This is a genomic window from Mycoplana sp. ABR4_002 (assembly GCF_056159645.1).
The window spans coordinates 150,259-176,038 of the sequence record NZ_JBSWVO010000002.1 but is presented as its reverse complement, the minus strand read 5'-3'; the positions used below and the strand labels follow the sequence as shown (position 1 = coordinate 176,038).

The following is a 25,780-nucleotide window of genomic DNA, read 5'->3' as shown; positions in this document are numbered from 1 at the left end:
CAGGGCGCCGCAGAGGGCAGATGGCAACACCGCCCCCTGCTATGCGAGCCCTAGTTGTTGTGGCCTTGATTGCCCCAGAGCTTCGGATCGGCGGCATTTTCGACGGTGATGACGGTCGGCGGCAGGATGTCGGCCAGATTACCGCTCCTGTCGACGATGATCTCCGAACCATGAGCCGTTGGCCCGACCTCGAACGTCTCCCCTCTCATTGCCGCATCGAGATACTTGAACCCCCATTCCGTGTAGTCGGTCATCGGTTGGCCGATTGTGGCGTCGAGATAGCCGTCGCGGATCTGCTCGAGCGCGAAGGGAGAGCCGTCGATGCCAACGATCGGGACGTGCCCTGGGCTGCCGACCTTTTCGAGCCGACCTAGCCGCTTGAGCACGTTCAAAATGCCCGGAAGATAGGCCGAGTCGCTCGCCAGATAGATGCCATTGACCTCGGGGTCGGTGCTGAGCACGGTCTGGGCGGCGGTTGTCGCCTTGTCCTCGATCCATTCGCCTTGCTTCGACACGACCTTGATTTCGGGGAAGTTCTCGTTGATGCAGTCGTTGAACCCCTCCGACCGGTCGACGCCGACCTGGTTGTTGAGGCGGCCCTGGATTTCCAGAACCTTTCCTTTTCCACCCATGATCTGGCCGAGCTGCTCACAGGAACGCTGACCGAGGACGTAGGAGGAAACCGTCACCGTCATGGCGACATGGCCACCCCCCTCGTCCGGGCCCGTGTCTACCGCGACGACCTTGACACCGGCGGCCTGCGCGCGATCAAGCGCCACCTTGACCGCCTTGCCGTCGACCGTCTCGAGCAGGATGCCCTTTACGCCGGCGCTGATCAGCGTTGTCATGTCATCGATTTGCTTGGCCGCGTCGCTGTTGCTGTCCACGGTCGGCAGCAGGTTGAAGCCGTTGTCCTTCGCATAGCCCTGAATCAGCTCGTGAAAGGTGATCGTATAGGGGTTTGTCAGCGCGGTGGAGGTGAAGCCGATCAGCGGCTTTTCCGGTTCAGCGGAGTTCGCCGCACCCAAAATACCCATGAACCCAACAGCAGCGACTGCCCCCACTCTTAAATGACTTTTCATTTCCATCTCCCATAGAAACGTTTTTATCACGCTCTCACCATAGCGAATGTTTGCGCGAATTCAAGACGGAACTCAAAAATATCGCGGCGCTGCTAATGTCATGGCATTCGAGGTGGAGGCCCCAATTCGAAAAATTGCCTTAAGTGTTGTTTTTTTTGTGTTTTCCCCACAGCCGACCTGAAAATAGACTGCTGCGCGGCCGAGCCACAAGGTCGTCAACTTGCAAGGGCGTTGCGGATCGATCGGCAAAGGCGCTCAGATCAACAGAATAATAACGTTTCGCCAACTGATCTCGATTGTTCAAGCCGTTGTGTCGAGCGCAGCTAGTCCTTTCGATCAGTGACTAGAAAGGTTGACACTCACGACGAGGTTGATTGCAATTCGGATGCCCAGATTTTCCGCACAATGCCAAGGACAGCGTCATCGACGACATATCCGACGATGCAGAGGTGATTGAACGCACACTGAAGAAGTACAAGGATCAGATAGGCATCTGCGGATCGACCAAAGTGTTGCGCTTGACCTCGCGGAGAATCGTCGAGCGTTGGCGACCGAGGTTCGCGGCACGCCTATCGATGCCGATCCCGGCAATCCGCTACCGACCAATCTTGCGGCCTGCGTCCATGTCGATCTGGGGAGTAGGTGTGTTTCATGCGCTGTTCCTCGCGCAAGATAGGCCATTGTAATATCTTGCCAATCTCACTTCGAACTTGAACACCCACCAGCTCTATGCGGCGATCATGAGGGAAGGCAAAAGAGCCTCACGTAACGCATTCCCGACGGGCAGAACTGGCACCTCCGAAGACGGCGAACACTACCGCGACGCCGTGAGAAAGCCGTACATCTCTCCCAACTGCCCTTCGAGCATGGCCTTGCCGGAAACAAGCGCGCACCCCCTTGCTCGCGCGGCACGCAGAAGCGCCGTTTCTTCCGGGGCCATGATTACCTCCGCAACCACCATTGTCGGATCCAGGTGTTCTGGATCGACGGGTAGCGGATCGTTGTCCCGCAAGCCGAGCGAGGTGCCATTGACGACGATGTCATGGCCAGCGGGTGTCCCCTCGGCCGCGTATGATACCGAGGGAAAGCGGTCACGAAGGCGCGCAATCAGTTCGCCGGACTTGCCGCGCGAGCGATTGACGATCGTCAGCCGGCTGACTTGCGCCTCTGCAAGTGCGAACGCAATGGCCGATGCCGCCCCGCCTGCCCCCGCCAGGTACACTTTCTTGCCCACCGGGTCGACGCCGCTGTCCCGCAGCCCCCTCACGAAGCCGGTGCCGTCCAGCAAGTCGCCTGTCAGACTGCCGTCCCGTTCACGGCGCACCACGTTCACTGCGCCCGCGGCCGCTGCACGGGGGCCGAGGCGGTCGCATAGCGGGGCAATCATGGCCTTGTGCGGCACGGTGACGACCGCCCCTCCCCAGTTGCCGAACGCGCGGAGCGCCGCCACGGCAGTCGCCAGACCCTCTTCCGGCCCGACCTCGACCGGCACGACGACGCCATCAAAGCCGTGTGTGCGGAACAAGTCGTGGAGGGCTTGCGGGGTCCTGACATGGTGCACAGGTTGGGCAAGAATGGCGAAGACTTTGGTGCGCCCGGTGATCAGCATCGGTATCGTCTCCTAAACTAGCAAGGCCATCGGTTCTTCAACTGCAGCCTTGAAGGCGCCGAGGAGCTGTGCTCCCAACGCTCCGTCAACGGCCCGGTGATCGACCGACAACGTGACGCTCAGGACCGTCGCGATGGCGAGTTGCCCTTCACGCTCCACCGGGCGACGCTCGCCCGCGCCGACCGCAAGGATCGCGCTCTGCGGCGGGTTGACGATCGCCGAAAACGACTTGATTCCGAACATACCGAGATTGGAGACCGAAAAGCCGCCGCCCTGGAATTCCTCCGGCTTCAGCCGGTTGTCCCGTGCCCGCGCCGCCAGCGATTTCATCTCCGCCGAGATCGTGCCAAGGCTCTTCTGGTCCGCCTTGCGGATGATCGGCGTGATCAGTCCGCCGTCGGTGGCGACAGCGACGGCAATATCCACGTCCTTCAGCCTCAGCAGCGCTTCGTCGGTCCAAATCGTGTTGGCATCCGGCACCTTGCGCAGGGCAATGGCCGATGCCTTGATGATGAAATCGTTCACCGATATCCGCTCGGAGGCCTCGCGCTTCTCGTTGATTGCGCTGCGCAATGCAAGCAGCGCGTCGATACTGCAGTCAGCGTTCAGGTAGAAGTGCGGTACGGTGGTCTTCGCCTCAAGCAGGCGACGGGCAATCGTGCGGCGCATCGAACTGTGCGGCACGGCCTCGTAGGGGCCGATTCCCGCTGGAACGCGCATCACCGAACTGTCTGCGGCAACAGATCCCGATGCGGACGCCGGCGGAACAGCGCTCGCAGCAGCCGCCCGCTCGACATCGATCCGGACGATGCGCCCCTTCGGACCACTGCCAACCAGGCCCTCTAGTGGCACGCCCTGCTCTTTCGCCAGCCGGCGGGCCAACGGCGAGGCCTTGTGACGGACACCGCTGCCGGCGTCCAGCCGTGCGGAGACCGTTCCTGCCGGCGCGACTGCCGGCGTTGAAGGCGCAGATGGCGCAGCAGCGGCCGGCACCTCTTGGGCTGGAGTCGAAACCGCGATCCCCGCAGCATCCTCGCCATCGCCCAACAGAAGTGCGATGACCTGGTTGACCGCGGCACGACCACCGTCCTTGACGAGCAGCTTGCCCAGCCGACCGTCGGCTTCCGCTTCCAGCTCCATGGTCGCCTTGTCGGTTTCGATCTCGGCGATCAGGTCGCCCTTGGCTACCGCATCGCCTTCCGCCTTCAGCCAGCGGGCGATCACCGCCTCTTCCATTCCCGCCGAGAGGGCGGGCAAAGCGACTTTTATCGGCATGTCACACTCCCTGCTATCATCCGTTGATCGCCAAGCCCTGCGCCGCCATCACACTGCGCAGGCGCACCTCTATATCCTGGGGACGGGCGGCGGCGGCGGCTTCGAGGACCTTGGAAATCGACGGCGAGGCCTCCGCACCGCTGACGCGGGCGATCGGCTGGTCGAGCCAGTCGAAACAGCGCCGTTGCAGTTCGTCCGCCAGCCAGCCGCCGTAGGAGGTTCCGGAAGCGCCCTGCTCGACGATCAGCACATTGCCGGTCTTGCGAACCGAGGCCTCCACCGTTTCCCAGTCGAGACCGGCGCGGTCGAGTGAGCGAAGGTCGATGACTTCGGCGTCGACGCCGAGGGCTTCAACGACGGCAAGCGTCTTTGCCACCATCGCCAGATAGGTAAGCACCGTGACCTTCGAACCTGGCCGAACCACCTTCGCCTTGCCGAGCGGGATGAAGTAGTCGAGGTCGTCGGCGGGTGCCGGGCCTTTCGAGGCGTAGAGATCGACATGCTCCAGCACCAGGACCGGATCGCGGCAGAGCAGCGCTGAATTCATCAGGCCGACGTAGTCGAACGGCGTGGAAGGCGCGACGATGCGCCAGCCGGGCGCGGTTGCGAAGATGCCCGCCGGATCCATGGAGTGCTGCGAGCCGTAGCCCGTGCCCATCGCGACCTTCGTGCGCAGCACGACCGGCATGTCGCTGTCGCCGCCGAACATGTGGCGCGCCTTGCCGATCTGGTTGAACACCTGGTCCGCGGCCACCCACATGAAGTCGGGGTACATGAACTCGATGACCGGCAACACACGCCCGTCGGCAGCCATCCCGCCGGCGATGCCGGTGAACGCATTCTCGGCGATCGGCGTGCCCAGCACGCGGTCGGGGAAGGCGGCGGAAAGGCCGCGCGTCGCGCCATTCGTCCCGCCCTTGAGACGATGGACATCCTCGCCGAGAACCACGATGCGCTCGTCGGCCTGCATGCGCCGCGCCATGACATCGGCGACCGTGTCGATGAAGCGTGCATCCTCGGAGACCTTGCCGGAGAATGTCGACAGTTCCTCGAAGCGCACGCCGTCAAATTCGGCCAGGTTCCCCCGCAACCCGAAGTCGCGGAAGCCCTCTTCCGGCCAAAGCGAGGGGATAATGCGCCGCTTTCCGTCGTGCACCTCGATGAGTTCGCAGGCGACCTCGTCCATCAACGAGACGCAGCGCTCCCGCAGTGCCCTGACCGCATCCTCGCCGAGGGCCTGGCGCTCTAGAAGCGTTTTCGCCAGCGTATCGAGCGGGTCGCGCCCACGCCACTCGGCCTCCTCCTCCTTTGAGCGATAGCCGAAGGCACTGCCCGGCAACGGGCCATTCTGATGGAAGTAGCGATAGACGTCGGCCTCGATGATGGTCGGGCCACCGCCCTCGCGCATGATCGCATTCGCCTCCTCGGAGGCGAGATGGACGGCCAGCGCGTCCATGCCGTCGACTTTGAACGAGGGAATGCCGAAGGCGAGGCCGCGCGCGGAAAGCCGCGGTTCGGCCGTCACTTCGTCCACATGGGTCGAGACCGCGTAGCGGTTGTTCTCGATGAAGAAGCAGATCGGCAACTTCCAGGCGGCGGCAAGGTTCATGGTTTCCAGTACCGAGCCGATATTGGTCGCGCCGTCACCGAAGTAGGTATAGACGACGTCGCCACTGCCGGCGCGCTTGTGCGCCCAGGCGGCCCCGGCCGCCATCGGCACCCCGCCGCCGACGATGGCGTTGGTGCCGAGATTGCCCGACTCGGCCCAACGCAAATGCATTGAGCCGCCACGCCCGCGGCAAAAACCCTGTGATAGCCCGAGAATCTCGGCGAGCGTGCGTTGCGCCAGGTCGCGAACCTCGCCGCCAAAGGCGTCCGTCGGGTTGAGGCCGTCCTGAGCGATATAGCCAAGAGCCTTGGCGAGGAACTGGTGATGGGCCCGGTGCGACCCGTTGACCTGGTCGGTCGGGCGCATGGCAACCGCGGAACCGACGGCGCCGCCCTCCTGTCCGATCGCCGAGTGGGCCGGGCCGTGGACAAGACCCTGACCGGCGAGTTCCAGCACCTTCTCCTCGAAGGCGCGGATGAGATGCATCTCGGTCAGCATCGTGCCCCCGAGCTTGACGTCGAGGGCGGCGCGGTCGGCGCTGGTCGGCGTTATTTCCCGCCAGAAGCTTTGCGCGCGAAGGTCTTTGTAGTCGGGCATGTCTTTCTCCTGCGGGGCAATCGGGATCAGGCGGCGAGGAAGCCGCCATCAACCGGCAGGATGGTGCCGGTTATGTAGCTCGCCATCGGCGAGGCCAGGAAAATCACGGGATCGACGACCTCGCCGGTCTCGCCGATGCGTTTCATCATCACGCGGTTCATGAACCAGTCGGTACCGCCGGGACGCTTGAGCTGGGCTGCCGCCATCTCGCTCATCATGATGCCGGGCGCGATCGCATTGACGCGGATGCCGTGCGGCGCAAGATCGCGCGCCATCACCTGCGTCAGGGAGCGCACCGCTCCCTTGGACACGACGTAACCGGCAGTGGACCCGCCCGACACAAAGCCCGCAACCGAGCAGAGATGCACGACATTGCCCTTCGCGGCCTTCAATGCCGGCACGAAGGCATGGGAGACGTTGAACGCCCCCTCGAGATTGACCGCGATGACGCGATCCCAGACCTCGACCGCCTCCGGCTGGTCGAACGCCGCGCGGCCAGCAACACCAGCGTTGTTGATCAGCACGTCAAGCCCGCCGAACCGGGCGAGAACATCCTCCGCGAATGCTTTCACCGCCTCGCGGCTGGTGACGTCTAGGGCATGGCCCTCCGCCTCATGGCCGTCGGCCACGATCGCCGTCGCCTGGGCCCTGGCCGCATCGCCGTCGATGTCAGCGAGGATCAAACGCGCGCCCTGTCGGGCCATTCCCGCGGCGATTGCAGCGCCGAGGCCGCGCCCCGCGCCCGTCACCAGCGCCAGTTTGCTCTTGAGAAGTGTCGTCATTTTTCGTTCCGCCTTCCGCTCGTCATGCCATGTAAATCCCGCCATTCACCTGGATGGTCTCGCCGGTGACGAAGCTTGCGGCGGGAGAGCAGAGGAAGGCGATCACGGAGGCAACCTCGGAGGGTTTGCCAAGCCGCTTCAGCGGAGTCTGCGACAGGGTCTCATCCATTCGCGTCTGCAGGAGTTCGCGCGTCATCGCCGTGTCGATGACGCCGGGCGCCACGCCGTTGACCCGCGTCTTCGGCGCCAGTTCGCGCGCAAGCGCCCGGGTCATGGAAACCATCGCGCCCTTGGTGGCGCCGTAGTGGACGTTGGCAAAGGCGCCGCGATAGGCGGCGAGCGAAGATACGGTGACGATGGAGGAGCCGACCTTCAGCGCCGGCAGCGCCCGCCTGCAAAGATAGAAGACGCCGTCGAGATTGATCGAGATCGTCCGGTGCCAGTCGGCATCCGCCATTTCCGCGAAAGCCCTGGCCTGATAGATGCCGGCGGACGGGACGAGAAAGTCGATGCCGCCGAAATGCCTCATGGCAAGATCGACCGTTTCCTGGGCGCTGTCGCCGCTCGAGGCGTCGGCCTTGGCCGTCACCACCCGGCGCCCGTCGCCGAGGGTACCGGCGAAACCGTCCAGGGCGGCCCTGTCGAGATCCGTCAGCACCAGATTGGCGCCGGAGGCGTGATAGAGTTCGGCGAGCGCCCGGCCGATCCCCCCGTTTGCCCCCGTCACGACGAGCGTGCGGCCTTCGAAATCGAACGTCATCGCCGCCCCTCAGAGATCGCTGCGATAGGTTGCGATGTCGTCATACTGGACCACCTCGACGACATGGCCTTCGGGATCGCTGACGAAGGCGAGCCAGGTTCCCGGGCGTACCTCAACCGGATCCGGACCCGTCATGGGCCTCGCGCCGTGCAGCACGAGCCGGTCGAGCAGCGCCTTCAGATCGTCGACGATGAAGGTGAGATAGCTCGATCCGGAACGCTCAAGGATGAGGCCACTCTGCGTCGTCGCATCCGGCAGACGGTCGGGGCATAGCAGCTTGATTCGCTCGCCACTCTGGGTCTGCAGCCGCACCACCGTATAGCCCTCGGCACACATGGCGGCCGCCGCAGCCTTCTCGCCGGGCACGTGGAATTCCGATACGAAGGCGAGCCCCAGCGCCTCCTGATAGAAGGCGCGCATGCGCGTCAGGTCCCTTACGGCAAGGCCGACTTCGAGCGGTGCGGTCATTCTGGTCATGCTTGTTCCTCCGACGGCCCGACCTCAGACGGCGAGCCATTCCTCCATGAGCTTCTCGTTGGCGGTCAGCTCGCCCGGCGTGCCTTCGAAGACGATCCGGCCGTGTCCCATCACGCAAACGCGGTCGGAAACCTTCAGCGCAATGGTGAGCTTCTGTTCCACCAGCACGACGGACACGCCCTGGCGGTTGATGTCCCGGATCATCTCGCCGACGACCGCGACAATCTTCGGGGCAAGCCCCTCCGTCGGTTCGTCGATCAGAATCACCAGCGGGTTGCCAAGCAGCGTGCGGCACATGGTCAGCATCTGCTGCTCTCCGCCGGAGAGATTGCCCGCGCGGGTGTTCCGGCGTTCCTTAAGACGCGGGAAGTAGTCGAACATCTGCTCGACCGTCCATTTGGTCGCTCCTGGGGCACCGCGCTGGAACCCCATCTGAAGGTTCTCGTCCACGGTCAGGTTCAGGAAGATCTCGCGCTCCTCCGGCACGAAGCCGATGCCCTCACGGCAGATGCGGAAAGGACGCTCGCCAGCGACATTCCGGCCGTTCAGCAACACCTCGCCGCCGGTCGGCGGCACCAGCCCCATGATCGCCTTCATCGTCGTCGATCGCCCCGAGCCGTTGCGGCCGAGGAGACTGATTGCCTCCCCCTTGCGAACGTCGAACGTCACGCCCTGAAGAATATGGCTCTTGCCGTAGTGGGCGTGCAGATCGCGAACGTTGAGGATGATGTCGGAAGAAGTGGACATCAGTGCACCTCCTCGCCCAGATAGGCCTCACGGACGCGGGCGTTCTCGCGGATTTCCCCCGGCGTGCCGGTAGCGATGACTTCGCCATAGACGAGCACGCTGATGCGGTCGGCGAGGGTGAAGACGACGTCCATGTCGTGCTCGACGATCATCAGCGTCCGTCCCTTGGTGATTTCGCGAATGAGGCCTACTGTGTAATCCGTCTCCTCCTGCGACATGCCCGCCATCGGCTCGTCGAGAATGATGACGCGGGGGTCGGAAGCGAGGGTCATGCCGATTTCGAGTGAACGCTGCTCGGAGTAGGACAACTGACTGGCCAGCGTTTGCGCCCTTGCCGCCAATCTGACCTGTTCGAGCAGCCGCTGCGTTTCCTCGCGCACCTTCGCCAATCCCAGAACCGGGCGCCAGAAGACGAACTGGACATTGTACCGCCGCATCACGGCCAGGCGGATGTTCTCGTACACCGTCAGGCCGGGAAATACGTTGGTGATCTGGAAAGAGCGCGCCAGTCCCTTGCGGTTCACCGTTGCCGGTGCAAGCCCGCCAATTTCCTCACCACTCAGCTTGATGCTGCCGCTGGAGGGGGCGAACTGGCCGGAAATCAGGTGGAACAGTGTCGACTTGCCGGCACCGTTGGGCCCGATCACCGCGTGACGCTCACCGTCGCGCACCGCCAGATTGACGCCGCGGATGATGTGTGCGGATCCGAAAGACTTGTTCAGACCGTCGAGAACCAGAATGTCGTTTGCCATCACGCCTCTCCCCCGGTCCTGGCCTTGCGGCGGTTAACGATAAGCAACAGGCCGGTCCCGATGGACAGCAACAGGAGTGGCGGTACCCAGGTAGCGGCGGCGAAGGGCAACCATTCTCGACCGAGAAAGGTGACGGGTGGCCAGTCGCCTGCCGAGACAAGGGCCTTGTAGTCACTGGAGAAGAAACGCTGCGCCAGTTCGATGCCGAGAACGGCGCCGGCCACCGTTGCAGCCAGCCCGGCGAGCCAGCCGGCCATGGGAGCGATGGCCAAAGGCTTCTTCTTGCGGGTAGTCAGCCATTCCACCGCCTCGCCGACAAGCCCGCGCGGCAAGAACATCATGACCAGGACAAAGATCAGCCCTTGATAGAGCAGCCAGGACCGGGTCATGTCGGACGTGGCATGGCCGAAAAAGGTCATCGCGGCCGCGCCGATGGCCGGGCCGAAGAACGTTCCGACGCCGCCGATGAAGCTGTTAAGCACGACCGCCGTGGAAATGCCGGCGTCGAAGACCACATAGTTGGCCGCTTCGATGTTGACCGCCTGCAGGGCGCCAGCGATTCCGGCAAACATCGCCGAGATCGCGAACACCGCCGTGCCTAGCGCATGGACGTTGTAGCCGAGGAAGCGCAGGCGGTGCGTGTTCTCACGCAGGCCAAGCGTCAGCCGCCCGAACGGGGTCCGCGTCAGCAGGTAGAGCAAAAGGACCGAGACGACAACCCAGAAGAGTGCGAGATAGTAGACCTCGATGGTCGAGCCGAAATCGAAACCCCAGGCCGGCATGCGGAAGGAGGAGACGCCCGCCTCGCCACCGAACGTGCCTTTCAGGTGGGGTGCCATCGAGTGCAGCAGTTCCGCAAGCGCCAGCGTGATCATCGCGAAATAGACCCCCGTCCGCTTGGTGGAAAACCACCCGGCGACAATACCGGCGAGGAGACCGATCGCCGCGCCGGCCAGCGGAATGAGCGGCGTAGGCAACAGCCCTTCGCCATCGATGGCGTTCATGGCATGCACGGCGGCGAAGGAACCGAGGCCGAAATATGCGGCGTGTCCGAAGGAGAGCATGCCCGCCTGGCCGCACAGCAGGCTGAAGGCCGTGGCGAACAGGGCTGCAATCAGCATCTGAATCGCCGCGTTGATCATGGATTGCGAGGCGAAATAAGGCAGGGCCACGAGAACGGCGACCACCGCTACCGCCACAAGGGATCGCTTGAGGGACATGGACTACTCCTTTTCGCCAAGCAGCCCGCTCGGACGCGCCAGGAGCACGATGAGCATCAAGAAGAACGGCAGCGTTGCGGCGACCTGCGAGACCTCCAGCACCAGCACGCCGCCAATTTCGCGCGCCCGGTCACCCAGGCCGATCGGATCCAGCAGGTTGGCGATCGAGAATTTCACGCCGACCGCGAGCGAGGTGATGATGCCGATGAGCAGCGAGGCAACCATCGCGCCACCGAGTGAGCCGAGGCCGCCAACGACCACCACCACGAAGACCATCACACCGAGTTCGAGGGCCATGTTCGGATTGGTGGTGTAGAACGCGCCGGCCACCGCGCCCGCCAGCCCCGCCAGGAAGGCGCCGACACCGAACACGCCCATGAAGACGAGCGGAACATTGTGGCCAAGCGCTTCGACCATGCGCGGCCGGTAGATTGCCGATCGGACGACAATGCCGATCCGGGTCCGCGTCAGCAGGAAATAGATCAGCGCGAACATGGCGAGCGCGACGCCGCCCATGAACAGGCGGTAGAAGGGATAGCTGAGGCCGCCGATCTCGAAGGCGGAAAACTGCAGCGTCGAGGGTACACGGTACTCGACCGGGAAGTTGCCGTAGAAGATCTTGATGAGTTCGGCGATCACGACCGACAGGCCGAAGGTGACGAGTAGCTCGTGTGCATGGCCGAATGCGTGCACGCGGCGCAGAATGACGCGCTCGACGAGGATGCCGATGCCGGCGACCATCAGCGGCGCGATCAGCACCGCAAGCCAAAAACCGGTCAGCGGCTGCAGTGTATAGGCAAAATATGCGCCCAGCATGTAGAAGGAGGCGTGCGCGAAGTTGAGAACGCCCATCATGCCAAAGATGAGGGTAAGGCCAGCCGAGACCATGAACAGCAGCAATCCGTAGATCACACCATTCATGACGGCAAAGAGAGTCTGATCCATCGTCCGGTCCGCAATCTGGGGTTCAGCTCTTGAGGCGGGCCGCGCGCAGGCGAGCGGCCCGCCCCGCGCGGATCAGCCCGGCCGCTTCATCGCGCAATCGTCCTGAACCGGATCGATCGACTCGGTGCCGGCGAAAGTCTTGATCGGAAGGAATCCGAACTCCGTGCCGTCGGCCTTGATCTTGGCGTCCTTGGAAACCGTCTGCACCACCATCGGGAACTGGGCCTGGTGATCGTCAGCGCGCATGGAGTACTCGCCCATCGCCGTCTGCACGGTGGCATTTTCGAGCGCGAGCGCAATCTTTGTCGTATCGATCGGCCCGCCGTCGAGGTTCACGCCCTTCAGTGCCTCCCCGAACAGCGTAAGGCCGAAGACAGCCGCCGGCTCGACATAGGCCGGGTAGTGGCCGGTTGCAGCCTTGTAGTCCTCGGCGAACGCCATCGTCGCCTCACCGTTGGCTTCCGGATTGAAGGGCGTGGAGACCACGTGGCCTTCGGCGATGGCTCCGGCATTGCCGATATTGCCTGGCTGGTCGAGGAAGGCGGTTGCGAACCTTGCTTTGAGCCCGGCTCCGCTTGCCGCCTTCATCAGCAGGAGCAGGTCGTTCGACCAGTTGCCGGTGAAGACCGTGTCGACATCGGCGGCCTGAATTTTCGCCACATAGGGCGAAAAATCCTGGATCTTGTTGACGTCATGCAAGGTCTTTTCGACCACTTCGTAGCCGATCTCCCCGGCATTGGCGACGACGGTGTTCTCGACATCGATGCCCCAGGAGTAGTTCTGGTCGATGGCGTAGGCCCGCGAGCCGAGGATCCCGTTTTCCTTCATGCCAAGCGCGACCGTCTTGAAACGGATCGCAGCGTTCGGGCTGAAGCGGAAGTGATAGAAGTGGCACTTCGCACCCGTCAGCTCCAGCGCCTCGGCGCCGAGGTTGAGATAAAGCACTTCCTCGCCCTTGTTGCGCAAATTGTGCTTGCGCACGTCCTCGGTGATCTGCCCCGCGACCGCCGACGAGGAGCCTTGCAGGATCACCCGTGCACCATCGGCGATTGCCGCCTTCACCCGGTCGGCCGCCCCGACCGGACCTCCCTGGTTGTCATATTCGAGGACCTGGATCTTTTCGCCGTTGAAGCCGCCTGCCTCATTGATTTTCCCGATCTGGTAGAGGACCGCCGTGCGGTAGAGCAGGCCGGTCGAGGCCTGCGGACCGGACAAGGTCTCGACCAGGCCGATCTTCAGAGGCTCGGCGGAAGCAGCGCCAGCAAGGACGATGGAAGCGCAGGCGACGCCTGCGCGCAGAAATGCGCTGAGTGTCATGATCTCCTCCTCAATGACCGGAGAGCTCCCCCGCCCTCCATTGGTCACGACTCCTAAACCCAACCGGCCTTACCAGTCAACAAAGAAGTAAGACCACCTACAAAAAACTGTTATCTATCTGTTTTTGTGTCACTTAAACCAACTTACTGTAGATTCAACAGATTGACGTTAGCAGTGAACGACGCGTGCCTTTGCCCAGTTCATGTTGACTTGTAAGACCGGTTACAGCATCTTCTGGTTTACGCGAACAGCGCGGACGATCATGGGCGGAAAGGTTGAACATGAAGCAGGCGGCAAGCAATAGCGGCGCCAAGGCATCGGGCCACCTGCCCGAAGAAATCGCCCGTGAACTGGAACGACGAATCGGCAGCGGCGAGTTTCCCGTGGGCTCGAAGCTGCCGAGCGAGCGCGAACTGTCGGTCGAGTATGCCGTAAGCCGTCCGGTCGTGCGCGAAGCGCTCTCGCAGTTGAAGCTGGAAGGACTGATCGAGGCACGGGCCGGCAGTGGCGTCTATGTGGTCGACAAGAGCGGGATGAAGGCCTTCCGGGTACAGCCCGTTGTGGTCGAGGAGGCGCGCTCGCTCGAGCAGCTCATGGAACTTCTGGTGGCGATCGAGGTCGCGGCGACCCGGATTGCCGCCCTGAACCGTACGCCGGACGACCTTAAGAGGATCAAGCGGGCGTTGATCGGCATGGAGTACGCCATCGCCAGCGATCGACTGGGCGACGAGGAGGACTATGCCTTTCACGACGCCATTGTCGCAGCCACCCACAATCCGCATTTCGTGGCGCTGTGCAAGCATCTGGAGTTCAGCGCCCGTCATGTGATCCGTCAGGCGCGCGCCAACACGAAGGCGAACCTTGCCGCCCTGATGGACGCGGTCCAGGACGAGCACAAGACGATCTACGAGGCCTTGGAAAAGGGCGATGCCGAGGGGGCTGGCCGAGCCGCGGAACAGCACCTTCGAAACGCCGGCGAGCGGATGAAGATCTATCGGTCTGCATGAAGAGGCGGACGGGGCGTCGAACCGACGTCTCTTACGCCCCACGGCCGACACGGGCCGCAAGCGCCGCTATCGTCAGCGTCATGACCTGCTCGAACGGCTGATCGATTTCGATCGTCACTACGTCACCCTCGTCAGACGGCGGTTCGAGAGTCGCCAGTTGGCTGTCGAGAAGAGACAAGGGCATGAAATGGCCTGCACGGCTCGCCATCCGCGAAGCCAGCACTTCCCGTGTCCCCTCAAGAAAGACAAAAGTCACGGGGCGACCGGCAATGGCCCTCAAGTGCTGCCGATACGACCGCTTCAATGCCGAACACGACAGGACGACGTCAAGCGGGGACGCGAGTTCTCGGCCCAGGACTTCCAGCCACGGCCATCGGTCGGCATCGTCGAGCGAAACCCCGCTTCTCATCTTCTCCACGTTGACGGAGGGATGCAGGGCGTCGCCCTCAACAAAGCGGCATCGGCCGGCATCGGCCAGCCGCCTTCCGACCGATGACTTTCCACAGCCGGAGACGCCCATGACGACCACGGGCCCGAAGCTGCACGGTACGATCGAAGATGCTGTGGTCGACATGCCGTTGTCCAATGACGATGGAAGGTTTCTGTCCGCCAAGACGTTGGTCGCCCTTGGCCGCGCCCGGCGGGAAACACATCCGGCGGGCCGCCCCGCTGCGCTCCGCGCAACAAGGCCGGGGCTGGGCTACCCTACCCCCTAGCCTCCGCTGAGTTCGAACACATGGTGGTGGATGTGACCCTCGAACATCTCCAGCAACCCCTTCGTCAACTCGCGGCTCTCGTAGCGCACGGGCGACTGCAACGCCTGCGCCAAGGCCTCGCGATCATCGTAGGCGGTAGAAAGAACCATCGCAAACGGCGTTGCGCCCTCATCGCGCTCCACCGCATGCAGGACCCGGACCTCCCTGACACCCGGAAAGGCCAGCCAAAGCGGCATCAGCTTTTCGTCAACATAGGTGCGGAATGCTGCTTCCCGGCCGGGACGAATAACCCCCTCGAACAGGGCTTGGCGAACAATCATGGTGTTTTCACTTCCCTCAGTTGACGACGTTCGGCGACCTTTGGCCGGCGAAGTGGGCAGCCAGGCTGTCGAGCACGAGCCGGCCCATGGCCATCCGCGTTTCAACCGTCGCGCTGCCCTGATGGGGCATGAGGACGGTGTTCGGCGTGGAATGAAACTCGTCACGGATCTTCGGCTCGTTGACGAACACGTCGAGACCCGCGCCCGCGATCGATCGGGATGTCAGCGCCGCAATCAGGGCATCTTCGTCGAGGACGCTGCCGCGCGCGACATTGACGACAATGCCCTGCGGGCCGAGTGCCCCCAGCACGGCCGCATCGACGATGTTTTGCGTCGCCGCATTCGCTGCCACGCAGACAGCCAGCACGTCGCTGTCGGCCGCAAGATCGCGTGGGGTCTGGTGGGCAGCCCAGTCGACGTCAGGAACCGCCGAACGGTTCCAGTACCGAACCGACATGCCGAAGGCTTCCGCGCGGTGCGCGAGTGCGCGGCCGATCTGACCGAGGCCAAGGACACCGATCCGCTTGCCCTTCGGGCTGTGGCCAAGCGGCAATTGCTGGCCCGTCGCCCAGTGACCTTCGCGCACGAGCTTGTCGCCCTCCCCGAGCCGACGCAGCACGGCGAGCATCAGCGCGATCCCCAGGTCCGCGACATCGTCGGTGAGCACACCGGGTGTCGTCGTGACGTCGATGTTGCGGCTGCGCGCGTATGCCAGATCCACCTTGTCGGTCCCGACACCGTTGATCGCGATGGCTCCGAGTGAAGGAAGCTTGTCGATCCAGTCATTGGAAAGGCCCGTGCCGCCGCCGGTCGCGACCGCCCGGACCGACGGAAGCGCGGCCTGGAGCGCTGGTCGGTCGACGGCCTCGTAGAGCCTGTGAACGGCATAGCGCCGGTAGAGTTCCTCCATGACGAGCGGCATCATCGGCTCGACGAGCAATAGGTCTGGTTTCACATCAATCTCCAGCTGGGCGTGTCGGCGGGAGTCATCCCCCGTGCAGACACCAAGAACGGTCGGCGATCAGGAGATCTGGCCGAGGAAGAAGCGTGTGCGCTCGTGTTGCGGGTTGTCGAAGAACGCTTCCGGCGCCGCTACTTCGAGGATCTCGCCACGGTCCATGAATACGACGCGATCGGCGACACTGCGCGCAAAGCCCATCTCGTGGGTGACACAGAGCATCGTCATGCCTTCGTTGGCGAGATCGACCATGGTTTCCAGCACCTCCTTGACCATTTCCGGATCAAGGGCCGAGGTCGGCTCATCGAACAGCATGATCTTCGGGTTCATGCAGAGCGCGCGCGCGATCGCGACGCGCTGCTGCTGCCCGCCCGAGAGCTGCGCTGGATATTTGGCCGCCTGCTCGGGAATACGCACGCGCCGAAGAAACTTCATGGCCGTCTCTTCTGCCACTGCCTTCGAGATGCCACGCACCTTCATCGGCGCGAGCGTACAGTTCTCGAGCACCGTCATGTGGGGAAACAGATTGAACTGCTGGAAGACCATGCCGGTCTCCTGGCGGATCAGGTCCACGTTCTTGCCGCCGGCGGTCAGATCGTGACCGTCGACAACGATCGTGCCCGAATGAATGGTCTCGAGCTGGTTGATGCATCGGATCATCGTCGACTTGCCCGATCCCGAGGGTCCGCAGATGACGATCCGCTCGCCGCGGCCGACGGTCAGGTTGACATTCTTCAGGGCGTGGAAGGCGCCATACCACTTGTTGACGCCCTCCATGCGCACGGCCGGACTGGAAGCCCCGCGCGGATCAGGGGCGGAGGTGATTTCGCTTACAATGTTCATCGCGAGGGGCTCCGACTGCTACTTTGCCTGCGACACGAATTCCGGCAGCGGGGAACCGAGCCACTTCTCATGAATGGCGTTGAGCTCGCCGTTCGCCTTGACCTTGTCGAGGAAGCTGTTGACCAACCCCAGCATTTCGCCGGCCCCCTTGCGGACGGCAATCCCCTGGACCTGCTGGCTGAGAACCAGCTTCTGGTTGAACCGGCCGGGAGCCGCCGTCTCGATCTGCTGGGCGACGACGTTGGAGACTCCGATCAGTTCGACCTGGCCGGAAAGCAACGCCTGCACGGCGCTGGCATCATCGTCAAACCGCTGGATGTTGGCGTCGGACGGCGCGATCTTCGTGATGGCAGTGTCCTGCGTGCTGGCGCGCGCGACGCCGATGGTCTTGCCGGCAAGATCTTCCGGCGTTTCGACCGAAACGTCCTGCCCGCCGAACACACCGATCGAAATGCCGGCGTAGGGCTGGGAGAAGTCGACATTCTTGGCCCGTTCCTCGGTGATGCCGAGCGACGCCACGAGCACATCCACCTGGTTGCTCTGCAGGTAGGGAATCCGGTTCGGACCCGTCACCGGCACGATCGTCACCTCGACGCCGAGTTCCTTGGCCAGCAATTTTGCGACATCGGCATCGTAGCCGTCCGGATTGTTGTTCGCATCCATGATCCCGAATGGCGGAAAATCGACCAGCATTCCGACCTTGACCGTACCGGCCGCCTTGATCGCATCCACCGTCTGCGCGGCGGCGGGGGACACGAAGCCGGCCAGGAGTGCCGCGCCAAGAACTGACATTGCCATGCGTCTCGAGAGTTTCATTCTTCCTACCCTTCTCACATGCCGGCCCTCCCGCCGGCGGGGCCCGTCAACGTGCCGTTGCGCGGGAAAAACGAGTTTCCATTCGCCGAGCGACCAGCGACAGCGGCCAGCAAAGCATGAAGTAGACGGCGGCCACCGTGCTGAAGACGAGGAACGGGCTGAACGTGGCATTGTTGATGATCTGCCCTTGGCGCGTCAGCTCGGTGAACCCGATGATTGACGCCAGCGACGTGCCCTTTATCAACTGGACCAGAAATCCCACCGTCGGCGCGACCGCGATGCGGCTCGCCTGGGGCAAGATCACATGGCGCATGGAGTTGAAGTAGCGCAGGCCGAGCGCCGTCGCCGCCTCGCGCTGCCCGACCGGTACGGCGTCGATGCAGCCGCGCCATATCTCGCCGAGAAAGGCGCTGGCGTGGAGGGCGAGAGCGATGGTCGCGGCGATCCACGGGTTGATTGCAAAGCCGAAGATATTCATGCCGAAAAACACCAGGAAAAGCTGCATCAGCAGGGGCGTTCCCTGGAAGACCCGGATGAAGCCGGTGGCGGCGAGCCGGAAACCGCGGACGTCGGACACGCGCATCAACGCCACCAGCAACCCGCCGACGCTGCCGCCGGCGAACGCGATCGCGGACAGCGCGATCGTCCACTGCGCCGCCATGACGATGATAAGGAACTCATTCCAGCCGAAGGCTCTGAACATGGCGGCGCTCCCTAGCGGCTAAGCGGGTATTTGAAGGCCACCTTCTCGACCGCATAGAACAGCGCCGAGAAGCTCACCGACAAGGCGAGATAGATCAGGGTGACCGCGATGTAGACCTCGAAGCTGGCGAAGGTCGCCGATTGCAGGTCGTTGCCGGCGGCCGCAAGGTCGTCCGCAGAGATCACCGACACCACGCTGGTGTTCAGCATCAGGTAGATGAACTGGCTGGTAAGCGCGGGGTAGACCGTCCGCAGGGCCGGCTTCATGATGATGTATCGGAAGATCTGGGCCCTCGTCAGACCCAGAGCCCAGCCTGCCTCCACCTGACCCTTCTGGATCGACTCGATACCGGCCCGAATGATTTCCGTGCCATAGGCGCCGAAGTTGACCACGAGCGCGAGCAGCGCCGCGCTGTTCGGCGACAGCCTCAACCCGAGCGACGGCAGGCCGAAGAAAATGAAGAAGATCTGCACAAGAAACGGCGTGTTGCGAATGATCTCGATGTAACCGTCAATCACCGCGCGCAGGATCGCTGGCCCGGCGGTCTTGCCCCAGGCGCAAAAGATGGAGACGACGAGACCGATCAGCATGGCAGCGCACGACAGACGCACCGTGAGCCAGGCGCCGATCAGCAACTGATCGACGGACGCCAGGACAGGCGCGAAATTGAACTCGTACATGCCGGGACCTCCCCCCAAAACGACCGAGACAGGACGCCACGCCTCCCGTGACCTGCCGATTAGATCGATCTAAAAGGTTTGTCGACGGCCGTCAACACGCAATGATCATCAATTCTCAGACGGGTCGACCACAGGACTGGCGGATGTTCAGTGTCGTTTGGTTGACGACGCGCCGGGCCGGCAGATTAGGAGTTGCGATACGTTCGACAAGCAGCCGCGCCGCCATTTCCCCGATCGCGACCGGGCCGGTCGAGACGGAAGTGAGCTTCGGCCGGATGGCCTCGGCGTCGGCCACGTCATCGAAGCCGATCAGGGAAATATCGCGGCCGATCGTCAGGCCGCAATCATGAAGACCCGCGGAAAGCCCCAGCGCCACAAGGTGATTGAAACAGATCACGGCAGTCGGGCGAGACGGTTGGTCGAGCAGGCGGTGCGTGGCGCCTGCGATCTCGCCGAGCTGCGCCGGCAATTGGACCAGGATGCCGGGATCGAGACCGCGCGGCAGCATTGCATCGCGAAAGCCGTCCAGGCGCTCCTGATAGGCCGAATGCACCGGGCCGTGCACGGCAAATGCTATCCTCTCGTGGCCGAGCGATGCGAGGTAGTCCACCGCCTGGCGCATCCCCGTCGCATAATCGGCCCCGACATAGTCAAGATCAAAGGAAATGTGGCGCAGCGCCTGCACGACCGGCATGCCCCAATCGGCGATCTGCCCTGCCAGCGCGCCCTCGGTACCGGCGGCCGGACAAAGGATGACCCCATCCACGCCATGCTCGCGCATGCGCCGCAGCAGGGTCGCCTGGCGATCGACCCGATCCCCGCTGTTGGCAAGGATTACCACTTTTCCGGTGGCCCCGATGACCTCCTCGATGCCCGACAGCAGTTCGGCGAAGAAGGGATTGGTCAGGTTTGGAACGATGGCGCCAATGATCTGGCTGCGTTCGACGCGGAGGCGGGCTGCTCCGATGTTGTAGACATAGCCGAGGTCCTTCATCGCCTGCTCGACGCGCGAGCGGGTTTCGTCACCGACCAGCGGGCTCTTTCGCAGGACAAGGGAAGCGGTCGCGCGCGATACGTTCGCATGCCGCGCGACATCGAGCAGTGTGACGCGAGCCTTCTTCTGTTCTTCAGAGGACATTGAGTACCGATTGGAAAGGCGATGAGCGGTGGGAATATAGTCGACAATTGCGGCTGGGCAAACGACGCAAGCGGAACGCGCCGCCCGGCAATGTGACTGCGCTGGCATCGGCAGACAGATCGCGGCCCGGCCGCAGCCGCCATGACGCGGCGCTGCGGGCCGAGTCTCTCCCTCCAGCACGGGCGTGCCATGGATAGAACAGTCCCGGTCGAAAAGCCTTCGAGATCCCGCCCCGGGCGCGGTTCGGGGACCGCCGCGCGAGGCGACACTCCGGCGGGCTCAGAGCCGCCGTTCCGTCTCCGCGTCGAAGAGATGCAACTGCGCCGGCGCAAAGTCGAGGCCGATCGCCTCGCCGGCGGAAATCTCCGCCCGGCCGTTGACGACCACCGCCAGTTCCGGCGTCGTGTCGGTCGTGACGTAGGTCGCAGAGCCGGTGGATTCGACCACGGCGACCGGCACCTTCAGCGTGGCGCTTTCCGCCGGAACCACCGTGATGTGCTCGGGGCGGAGACCCGCGATCAGCTTGCGCCCGGGTTCGACCGCATAGCCAAGCTCGACGCTCTGGCGATTTCCGAGGTCGAGCACGATCGAGTGGCCGTCCTCGCCGCCGACCGCCGGGATGAAGTTCATGGCGGGCGAGCCGATGAACCCGGCGACGAACTTGTTGACCGGCCGATCGTAGAGGTCGAGCGGCCGACCCTGCTGCTCGATGACGCCGGCGCGCATGACCACGACGTGGTCGGCCATGGTCATCGCCTCGATCTGGTCGTGGGTGACGTAGACCGACGTGGCGCCGAGCCGGTCGTGCAGGGCGCGGATCTCCTTGCGCATGTGGACGCGCAGCGCCGCGTCGAGGTTCGACAAAGGCTCGTCGAACAGGAAGGCCTTCGGGTGGCGGATGATGGCGCGGCTCATGGCGACGCGCTGGCGCTGGCCACCCGACAGTTCGCGCGGATAGCGGCCGAGCAGCTGGGAAAGGCCGGTGGTCGCCGCCACTTCCGCCGCCGCCTTCTTTGCCTCCGCCTTGGGCGTGCCGCGGATGCGCAGGCTGTAGGTCAGGTTCTCCTCCACCGTCATATGCGGGTAGAGCGCGTAGGACTGGAACACCATGGCGACGTCGCGCTTGCGCGGCGGCACCTTGTTCATGATCTCGCCGGCGATCTTCAGCGACCCGGCCGAGATGCTCTCGAGACCGGCAAGCGAGCGCAACAATGTCGACTTGCCGCAACCCGAGGGACCGACGAGCGCCGTAAAGCTGCCCTTGCGGATCGACAGGTCGATGTTCTTCAGGGCGTGATAGGCGCCGTAGTACTTGTTGACGCCGGAAAGTTCGATCTGGGCGGTCATTTCAGGGCTCCCGAAGTAAGGCCGGAGACGATGCGACGCTGCAGCAGCACGAAGGCCGCAAGGATGGGCGTCACATAGATGGTGGCGTAGGCCATGATCTTGTTCCACTCGTTGGTATTCGGCCCCATGAAGGTGTTGAGGCCGACGCTGGCGGGCTGAAGCTCCACCGCCTGGATCATCGACTTCGAGTAGACGAACTCGCCGAAGGCCTGCATGAAGATCAGGATGGCGCTGACGAGGATGCCGTTGCGGGCGAGCGGCAGCACGATGTTGAAGAAGGCGCCGACGCGGGAATTGCCATCGACGAGCGCCGCCTCCTCCAGTTCCTGGGGGACGCTCATGAAGGTCGCACGCACCAGGACGATGAAGAAGGGCATGCTTTTCGCGGCGATCGCCAGCACGACGGCCAGGCGCGGATAGTCGAGCAGGCCGACCTGCGAGAAGCCGACGAAGATCGGTGTGATCATCAGCGACGCCGGCAACACCTGCAGCATCAAGATCAGGAACAGGCCGACATCGATCCAGACATTGCGGTAGCGGGCGAGCACATAGGCGCAGCCGGTGCCGAGGACTGCGATCACCGACACCGAGCCGCAGGCGATCACCAGCGAATTCCAGATGTAGCGGCCCATGTTGCGGCTTTCCCAGACCTCGCCATAGATCTGCCACTGCGGTTCACGCGGCCAGAAGTCCGGCGGGTTGGCGAACATCGCCGAACCGGACTTCAGTGCGGTGATGTACATCCAGTAGAGCGGGAACAGATAGACGGCGGCGAGCGCGAGCGCTACGCCGAGCATGACTCTGTTGCGGAACACGTCGCTCATCCCCGCACCTCATGCCGCGTCGATCGGACGTAGACGATGGAGGCGACCATGACGAAGACGATCATGATGACCGAAATGGTCGCGCCCTTGGCAAAATCATATTGGCGGAAGGACATGTCCCAGGCCCAGTACTGCGTGACGTTCGAAGAATTGTTCGGCCCCCCGGAGGTGATCGCCGCGAACAGGTCGAACTGCTGGAGCGTGAAGATCAGGCCGAGCGCGATGATGGCGCCGATCGATGAGCGCATCATCGGCAGCGTGATTGTCCAGAAGCGCTGCCAGGCGTTGGCGCCATCGAGTTCCGCCGCCTCGTAGAGATCGCCGGGGATGGATGACAGGCCGACCGACAGCAGGATCATGTTGAAGGACGTGCCGAGCCAGACGTTGGCGATGATGACCGCCCAGAGCGAAAAGTCCGGATCGGAGCGCCAGAAGATGTTGTCCGAGATCAGGCCGCTCTCGCGCAGGATGAAATTCAGCACGCCGAAGTCACCCGACAGGATCCAGTTCCAGATCGCGCCGACGACAAGGCCGGGCATGACCCAGGAGACCAAGAAGAGGCCGCGCAGCCACGCGGCGCCGGGGAAATTGGTCCAGAAGAACAGCGCCAGCCCGAAGCCGATGACGAACTGCCCGGCGATCGAGGCGGTGACGAAGATCGCCGTGTTCGCAAGGATCGGCAACGTTTCTGGCTGCGCGAAGAGGTCGTGGTAGTTCTTGAAGCCGACGAAGGGTCGCCACAGCGTGCCGAGGCTGAACATGTCGACCTCCTGGAAGCTCATGACCACGTTGTAGAGCAGCGCCAGACCCGACAGGGCGAGCAGGAAGGTCAGGGGCACAGCAACCAGCGCGATGTCGAACCCCCGGCCGTCGATGATGCTGGAGAAGAGGCGTTTCATGACTGCTCCGCCTCCGCCTGGCCCGTTCGCATTCGCGCGAGCGGTGCCAGACCGGGAGGAAAGGGATCCAACGGCGACCGGATCGGATCCGGCAGCGCCCCGCCCCTCGACCTGCGCGAGGGACCGGTAGGCGTTGGGGTTTCGGGGGGCGGTCAACCGTCGACCGCCTTGATCTTTGCGGCCGCCTGGTCAAGCGCCTCCTGGGAGGACATCTGGCCGGTCAGGGCCGCCTGGATGGCATCCTGGATGGCCTTGGAAATCTTCGGCCATTCCGGGTGCGGGCCGCGCGGCTTGGCATATTGCAACTGTTCGACAAAGACCTTGAGCGCGGCATCCTTCTTCGGCTGGCCGGTTTCCGGAATGCTGATGTCGGAACGGGCCGGCAGCTGGCCGAAATCCTTGAACAAGCGGTTGTCCTGCGAGACGAAGTACTCGATGACCTTGAAGGCCTCGTCCGGGTGTTCCGTATTGGCGAAGATCGCCCAGTTGAAGTCGCCCATGGCCGATGAGCGTTCGGCCCCGGCCTCCGGCACCGGCAGAAGCGCCACGCCCCAGTCGAACTTCGCTTCCGCCACCATGCGATCGAGCTCCCAGGGCCCGGAGATGGCCATGGCGGCATTTCCGGAGTTGAAGGTGCCGGTCGAGTCCCACTGGCTGCGCGTCAATGTGTCGGGAGAAGCGAGCTTCTCGTCGATGATCGCCTTCCAGGTGTCGAGCGCCTTCACCGCACCGGCAGTGTTGATGTTGTCGTAGCTGGCACCGGCCATCTGCGCCCAGGGCAGGAACTGGAACGTGCCTTCCTCGTTGGCCTTGGCCGAGAAGGTGAGACCGTAGACGTTCGCGGACGGATCGGCGAGCTTGCGGGCAGTCTCGACCAGCTCGCCCCAGGTCTGCGGCGGCTTGTCGGGGTCGAGTCCCTTCGCCTCGAACATGTCCTTGTTGTAGTAAAGCGCGATGGTGTTGGTCGCCTTGGGGATACCGTAGCTCTTGCCCTCCCACATGGTGGAGGCGAGCGGACCGGGGAAGTAGTTGCCCGTCTTCACAACCTCGGACTTCGCGATCATGTCGGTCAGGTCGAGGAAGGCTCCGCGCGAGGCAAAGAGCGCGTGCTCGGGATTGTCGATGGCAATGATGTCCGGCGCCTGGCCGGTCGAATAGGCGCGCATCGCCTCGCTGACGACGTCGTCGAACTGGATCTGGCGGAACTCGACCTTGATGCCGGTGTTGAGCGCGTTGAAGTCCTTGACGAGGTTGGGCGTCGGCTGGATGTCGCGATCCAGCGCCCAGACATTGATCGTCACGTCCTCGGCTCTGGCCGAAAGACCCAGCATGGAGACGGACGCGAGCGCGATGGCGCCAAGCATTGCATATTTGCGGATACCCATGATCTCCTCCTGTTGGTTATCCCGTTCCGCCCGGCATCCTCCATGCCCGGGCAGCATGCCATTCTCAAGCCGGGTCGACGATGAATTCGCCGCCGCGGCAGGATTTGAGATGATTGAGCGCGTGCACCTGGCCGGTCATCTCCAGCGCGTCGCGATAGACCGGATCGTGCCAGCCCTCGATGTCGATGGACCCGGACCAGCCGGCGAGCCGCAGTTCGGATATGACGTCGGTCCAGTTGGTGTCGCCGAAGCCCGGCGTACGCATGAACACGAACTTCTCCTTGCCGAAGATGCCGTGCTCCCGGATGACATCCCAGCGGATCGTGGCGTCCTTGCCGTGGACGTGGAATATCTTCGGGGCCCATTTGCGGATCTGCGGCAGCGGCTCGATCAGATAGACCATCTGGTGACAGGGCTCCCATTCGAGGCCGATGTTGTCGTCCGGCGTCTCGTTGAACATCAGCTCCCAGGCATCGGGATTGTGGGCGATGTTCCAGTCGCCGGTCTGCCAGTTGCCGTCCATGGCGCAGTTCTCGAAGGCGATCTTGACGCCCTTGTCGGCCGCGCGCCTGGCAAGCTCGCTCCAGACCCTGCGGTAGCGCGGCAGGCTGTCGGTCAACGGCTTGCCGCGCAGGCGACCGGTAAAGCCGGCAATGCAGGTCGCTCCGAAGTGATGGGCATTGTCGATGCAGTCCTTCCAGCCCTGCAGGGTCTGCAGGTCGATGTCGGTTTCCTCCAGCGGGTTGCCGAACATGCCGAGCGTCGAGATGGTGATGTCGCGGTCGCCGATCGCCTCGACGCAGCGCTTGCCGAGTTCGGCGAGGTCCTGGCCGTTCGTCGTCTGCCAGAAGAAGGGCTCGAAACTTTCGAAACCCATGTCGGCGATCTGGCCGATGCGCTTGGCGGCATCGCCCTTGGTCGCGCTGACCATGGTGCCGATGCGGATGGATTTTGCCGGGTTGGTCATGGAAA

General features: G+C 63.5%; 26 protein-coding genes. 1 reads left to right on the top strand and 25 read right to left on the bottom strand.

Going from position 1 to position 25,780, the window contains the following annotated elements:
- Nucleotides 1-50: 50 nt before the first annotated feature.
- The 12 genes from ACXAGF_RS21085 to ACXAGF_RS21030 all read right to left on the bottom strand — a co-directional run bounded on the left by ACXAGF_RS21085 (nt 51) and on the right by ACXAGF_RS21030 (nt 13,172).
- Nucleotides 51-1,037 (bottom strand): sugar ABC transporter substrate-binding protein, encoded by a 987-nt coding sequence (locus ACXAGF_RS21085; protein WP_475019500.1) that lies wholly within the window; start codon nt 1,035-1,037, stop codon nt 51-53.
- A gap of 859 nt (nt 1,038-1,896) precedes the next feature.
- A complete protein-coding gene (locus tag ACXAGF_RS21080; RefSeq protein WP_475019499.1) occupies nt 1,897-2,691 on the bottom strand; it encodes a shikimate dehydrogenase family protein in 795 nt (264 codons plus the stop codon).
- Between the two features lie 12 nt (nt 2,692-2,703).
- Complete coding sequence (locus ACXAGF_RS21075; protein ID WP_475019498.1) at nt 2,704-3,966, bottom strand: pyruvate dehydrogenase complex dihydrolipoamide acetyltransferase; 1,263 nt, start codon at nt 3,964-3,966, stop codon at nt 2,704-2,706.
- Nucleotides 3,967-3,982: 16 nt separating this feature from the next.
- Nucleotides 3,983-6,172: an alpha-ketoacid dehydrogenase subunit alpha/beta gene (locus tag ACXAGF_RS21070; RefSeq protein WP_475019497.1), complete on the bottom strand. Its 2,190-nt coding sequence runs from the start codon at nt 6,170-6,172 to the stop codon at nt 3,983-3,985.
- Nucleotides 6,173-6,198: 26 nt separating this feature from the next.
- Nucleotides 6,199-6,954, bottom strand: a complete 756-nt coding sequence (locus ACXAGF_RS21065) for an SDR family NAD(P)-dependent oxidoreductase (protein WP_475019496.1) — start codon at nt 6,952-6,954, stop codon at nt 6,199-6,201.
- Between the two features lie 22 nt (nt 6,955-6,976).
- Complete coding sequence (locus ACXAGF_RS21060; protein ID WP_475019495.1) at nt 6,977-7,714, bottom strand: SDR family NAD(P)-dependent oxidoreductase; 738 nt, start codon at nt 7,712-7,714, stop codon at nt 6,977-6,979.
- 9 nt (nt 7,715-7,723) lie between these two features.
- On the bottom strand, nt 7,724-8,191 hold the full coding sequence (locus ACXAGF_RS21055; protein ID WP_475019494.1) for a VOC family protein: 468 nt from the start codon (nt 8,189-8,191) through the stop codon (nt 7,724-7,726).
- A gap of 24 nt (nt 8,192-8,215) precedes the next feature.
- Nucleotides 8,216-8,938, bottom strand: coding sequence for an ABC transporter ATP-binding protein (locus ACXAGF_RS21050; protein WP_475019493.1), 723 nt, complete (start codon nt 8,936-8,938; stop codon nt 8,216-8,218).
- Nucleotides 8,938-9,690 carry an ABC transporter ATP-binding protein gene (locus tag ACXAGF_RS21045; protein ID WP_475019492.1) on the bottom strand — a complete coding sequence of 251 codons (753 nt, stop codon included), beginning with the start codon at nt 9,688-9,690 and terminating at the stop codon, nt 8,938-8,940. The genes ACXAGF_RS21050 and ACXAGF_RS21045 overlap by 1 nt, the downstream gene beginning before the upstream one ends.
- Nucleotides 9,690-10,910 carry a branched-chain amino acid ABC transporter permease gene (locus ACXAGF_RS21040; RefSeq protein ID WP_475019491.1) on the bottom strand — a complete coding sequence of 407 codons (1,221 nt, stop codon included), beginning with the start codon at nt 10,908-10,910 and terminating at the stop codon, nt 9,690-9,692. Before ACXAGF_RS21040 ends, ACXAGF_RS21045 begins: the two co-directional genes overlap by 1 nt.
- A gap of 3 nt (nt 10,911-10,913) precedes the next feature.
- Nucleotides 10,914-11,855 (bottom strand): branched-chain amino acid ABC transporter permease, encoded by a 942-nt coding sequence (locus tag ACXAGF_RS21035; RefSeq protein WP_475019490.1) that lies wholly within the window; start codon nt 11,853-11,855, stop codon nt 10,914-10,916.
- Between the two features lie 72 nt (nt 11,856-11,927).
- A complete protein-coding gene (locus tag ACXAGF_RS21030; protein WP_475019489.1) occupies nt 11,928-13,172 on the bottom strand; it encodes a branched-chain amino acid ABC transporter substrate-binding protein in 1,245 nt (414 codons plus the stop codon).
- Nucleotides 13,173-13,453: 281 nt separating this feature from the next.
- Between ACXAGF_RS21030 and ACXAGF_RS21025 the strand changes: the two genes are divergently transcribed.
- Entirely contained in the window at nt 13,454-14,179 is a 726-nt protein-coding gene (locus tag ACXAGF_RS21025; RefSeq protein WP_475019488.1) for a FadR/GntR family transcriptional regulator, read from the top strand.
- 31 nt (nt 14,180-14,210) lie between these two features.
- Here ACXAGF_RS21025 and ACXAGF_RS21020 read toward each other — a convergent pair whose 3' ends face one another.
- From ACXAGF_RS21020 to ACXAGF_RS20960, 13 genes are all read right to left on the bottom strand, one after another.
- Nucleotides 14,211-14,753, bottom strand: a complete 543-nt coding sequence (locus ACXAGF_RS21020; RefSeq protein ID WP_475019487.1) for a gluconokinase — start codon at nt 14,751-14,753, stop codon at nt 14,211-14,213.
- 138 nt (nt 14,754-14,891) lie between these two features.
- Complete coding sequence (locus ACXAGF_RS21015) at nt 14,892-15,215, bottom strand: EthD family reductase (RefSeq protein WP_475019486.1); 324 nt, start codon at nt 15,213-15,215, stop codon at nt 14,892-14,894.
- A gap of 16 nt (nt 15,216-15,231) precedes the next feature.
- Entirely contained in the window at nt 15,232-16,140 is a 909-nt protein-coding gene (locus ACXAGF_RS21010) for a 2-hydroxyacid dehydrogenase (protein ID WP_475019740.1), read from the bottom strand.
- A gap of 96 nt (nt 16,141-16,236) precedes the next feature.
- Nucleotides 16,237-17,016 carry an amino acid ABC transporter ATP-binding protein gene (locus tag ACXAGF_RS21005; RefSeq protein WP_475019485.1) on the bottom strand — a complete coding sequence of 260 codons (780 nt, stop codon included), beginning with the start codon at nt 17,014-17,016 and terminating at the stop codon, nt 16,237-16,239.
- An 18-nt stretch (nt 17,017-17,034) separates the two neighbouring features.
- Nucleotides 17,035-17,832, bottom strand: coding sequence for a transporter substrate-binding domain-containing protein (locus ACXAGF_RS21000; RefSeq protein WP_475019484.1), 798 nt, complete (start codon nt 17,830-17,832; stop codon nt 17,035-17,037).
- A gap of 46 nt (nt 17,833-17,878) precedes the next feature.
- Nucleotides 17,879-18,535 (bottom strand): amino acid ABC transporter permease, encoded by a 657-nt coding sequence (locus tag ACXAGF_RS20995; protein ID WP_475019483.1) that lies wholly within the window; start codon nt 18,533-18,535, stop codon nt 17,879-17,881.
- An 11-nt stretch (nt 18,536-18,546) separates the two neighbouring features.
- Nucleotides 18,547-19,215 (bottom strand): amino acid ABC transporter permease, encoded by a 669-nt coding sequence (locus ACXAGF_RS20990; RefSeq protein WP_475019482.1) that lies wholly within the window; start codon nt 19,213-19,215, stop codon nt 18,547-18,549.
- Nucleotides 19,216-19,330: 115 nt separating this feature from the next.
- Entirely contained in the window at nt 19,331-20,353 is a 1,023-nt protein-coding gene (locus ACXAGF_RS20985) for a LacI family DNA-binding transcriptional regulator (RefSeq protein WP_475019481.1), read from the bottom strand.
- A 279-nt stretch (nt 20,354-20,632) separates the two neighbouring features.
- On the bottom strand, nt 20,633-21,700 hold the full coding sequence (locus ACXAGF_RS20980; protein WP_475019480.1) for an ABC transporter ATP-binding protein: 1,068 nt from the start codon (nt 21,698-21,700) through the stop codon (nt 20,633-20,635).
- A complete protein-coding gene (locus ACXAGF_RS20975) occupies nt 21,697-22,524 on the bottom strand; it encodes a carbohydrate ABC transporter permease (RefSeq protein ID WP_475019479.1) in 828 nt (275 codons plus the stop codon). The genes ACXAGF_RS20980 and ACXAGF_RS20975 overlap by 4 nt, the downstream gene beginning before the upstream one ends.
- Nucleotides 22,521-23,423 (bottom strand): carbohydrate ABC transporter permease, encoded by a 903-nt coding sequence (locus tag ACXAGF_RS20970; RefSeq protein ID WP_475019478.1) that lies wholly within the window; start codon nt 23,421-23,423, stop codon nt 22,521-22,523. The genes ACXAGF_RS20975 and ACXAGF_RS20970 overlap by 4 nt, the downstream gene beginning before the upstream one ends.
- A 152-nt stretch (nt 23,424-23,575) precedes the next feature.
- Entirely contained in the window at nt 23,576-24,808 is a 1,233-nt protein-coding gene (locus ACXAGF_RS20965) for an ABC transporter substrate-binding protein (RefSeq protein ID WP_475019477.1), read from the bottom strand.
- 64 nt (nt 24,809-24,872) lie between these two features.
- Nucleotides 24,873-25,775 (bottom strand): sugar phosphate isomerase/epimerase family protein, encoded by a 903-nt coding sequence (locus tag ACXAGF_RS20960; protein WP_475019476.1) that lies wholly within the window; start codon nt 25,773-25,775, stop codon nt 24,873-24,875.
- Nucleotides 25,776-25,780: the final 5 nt, after the last annotated feature.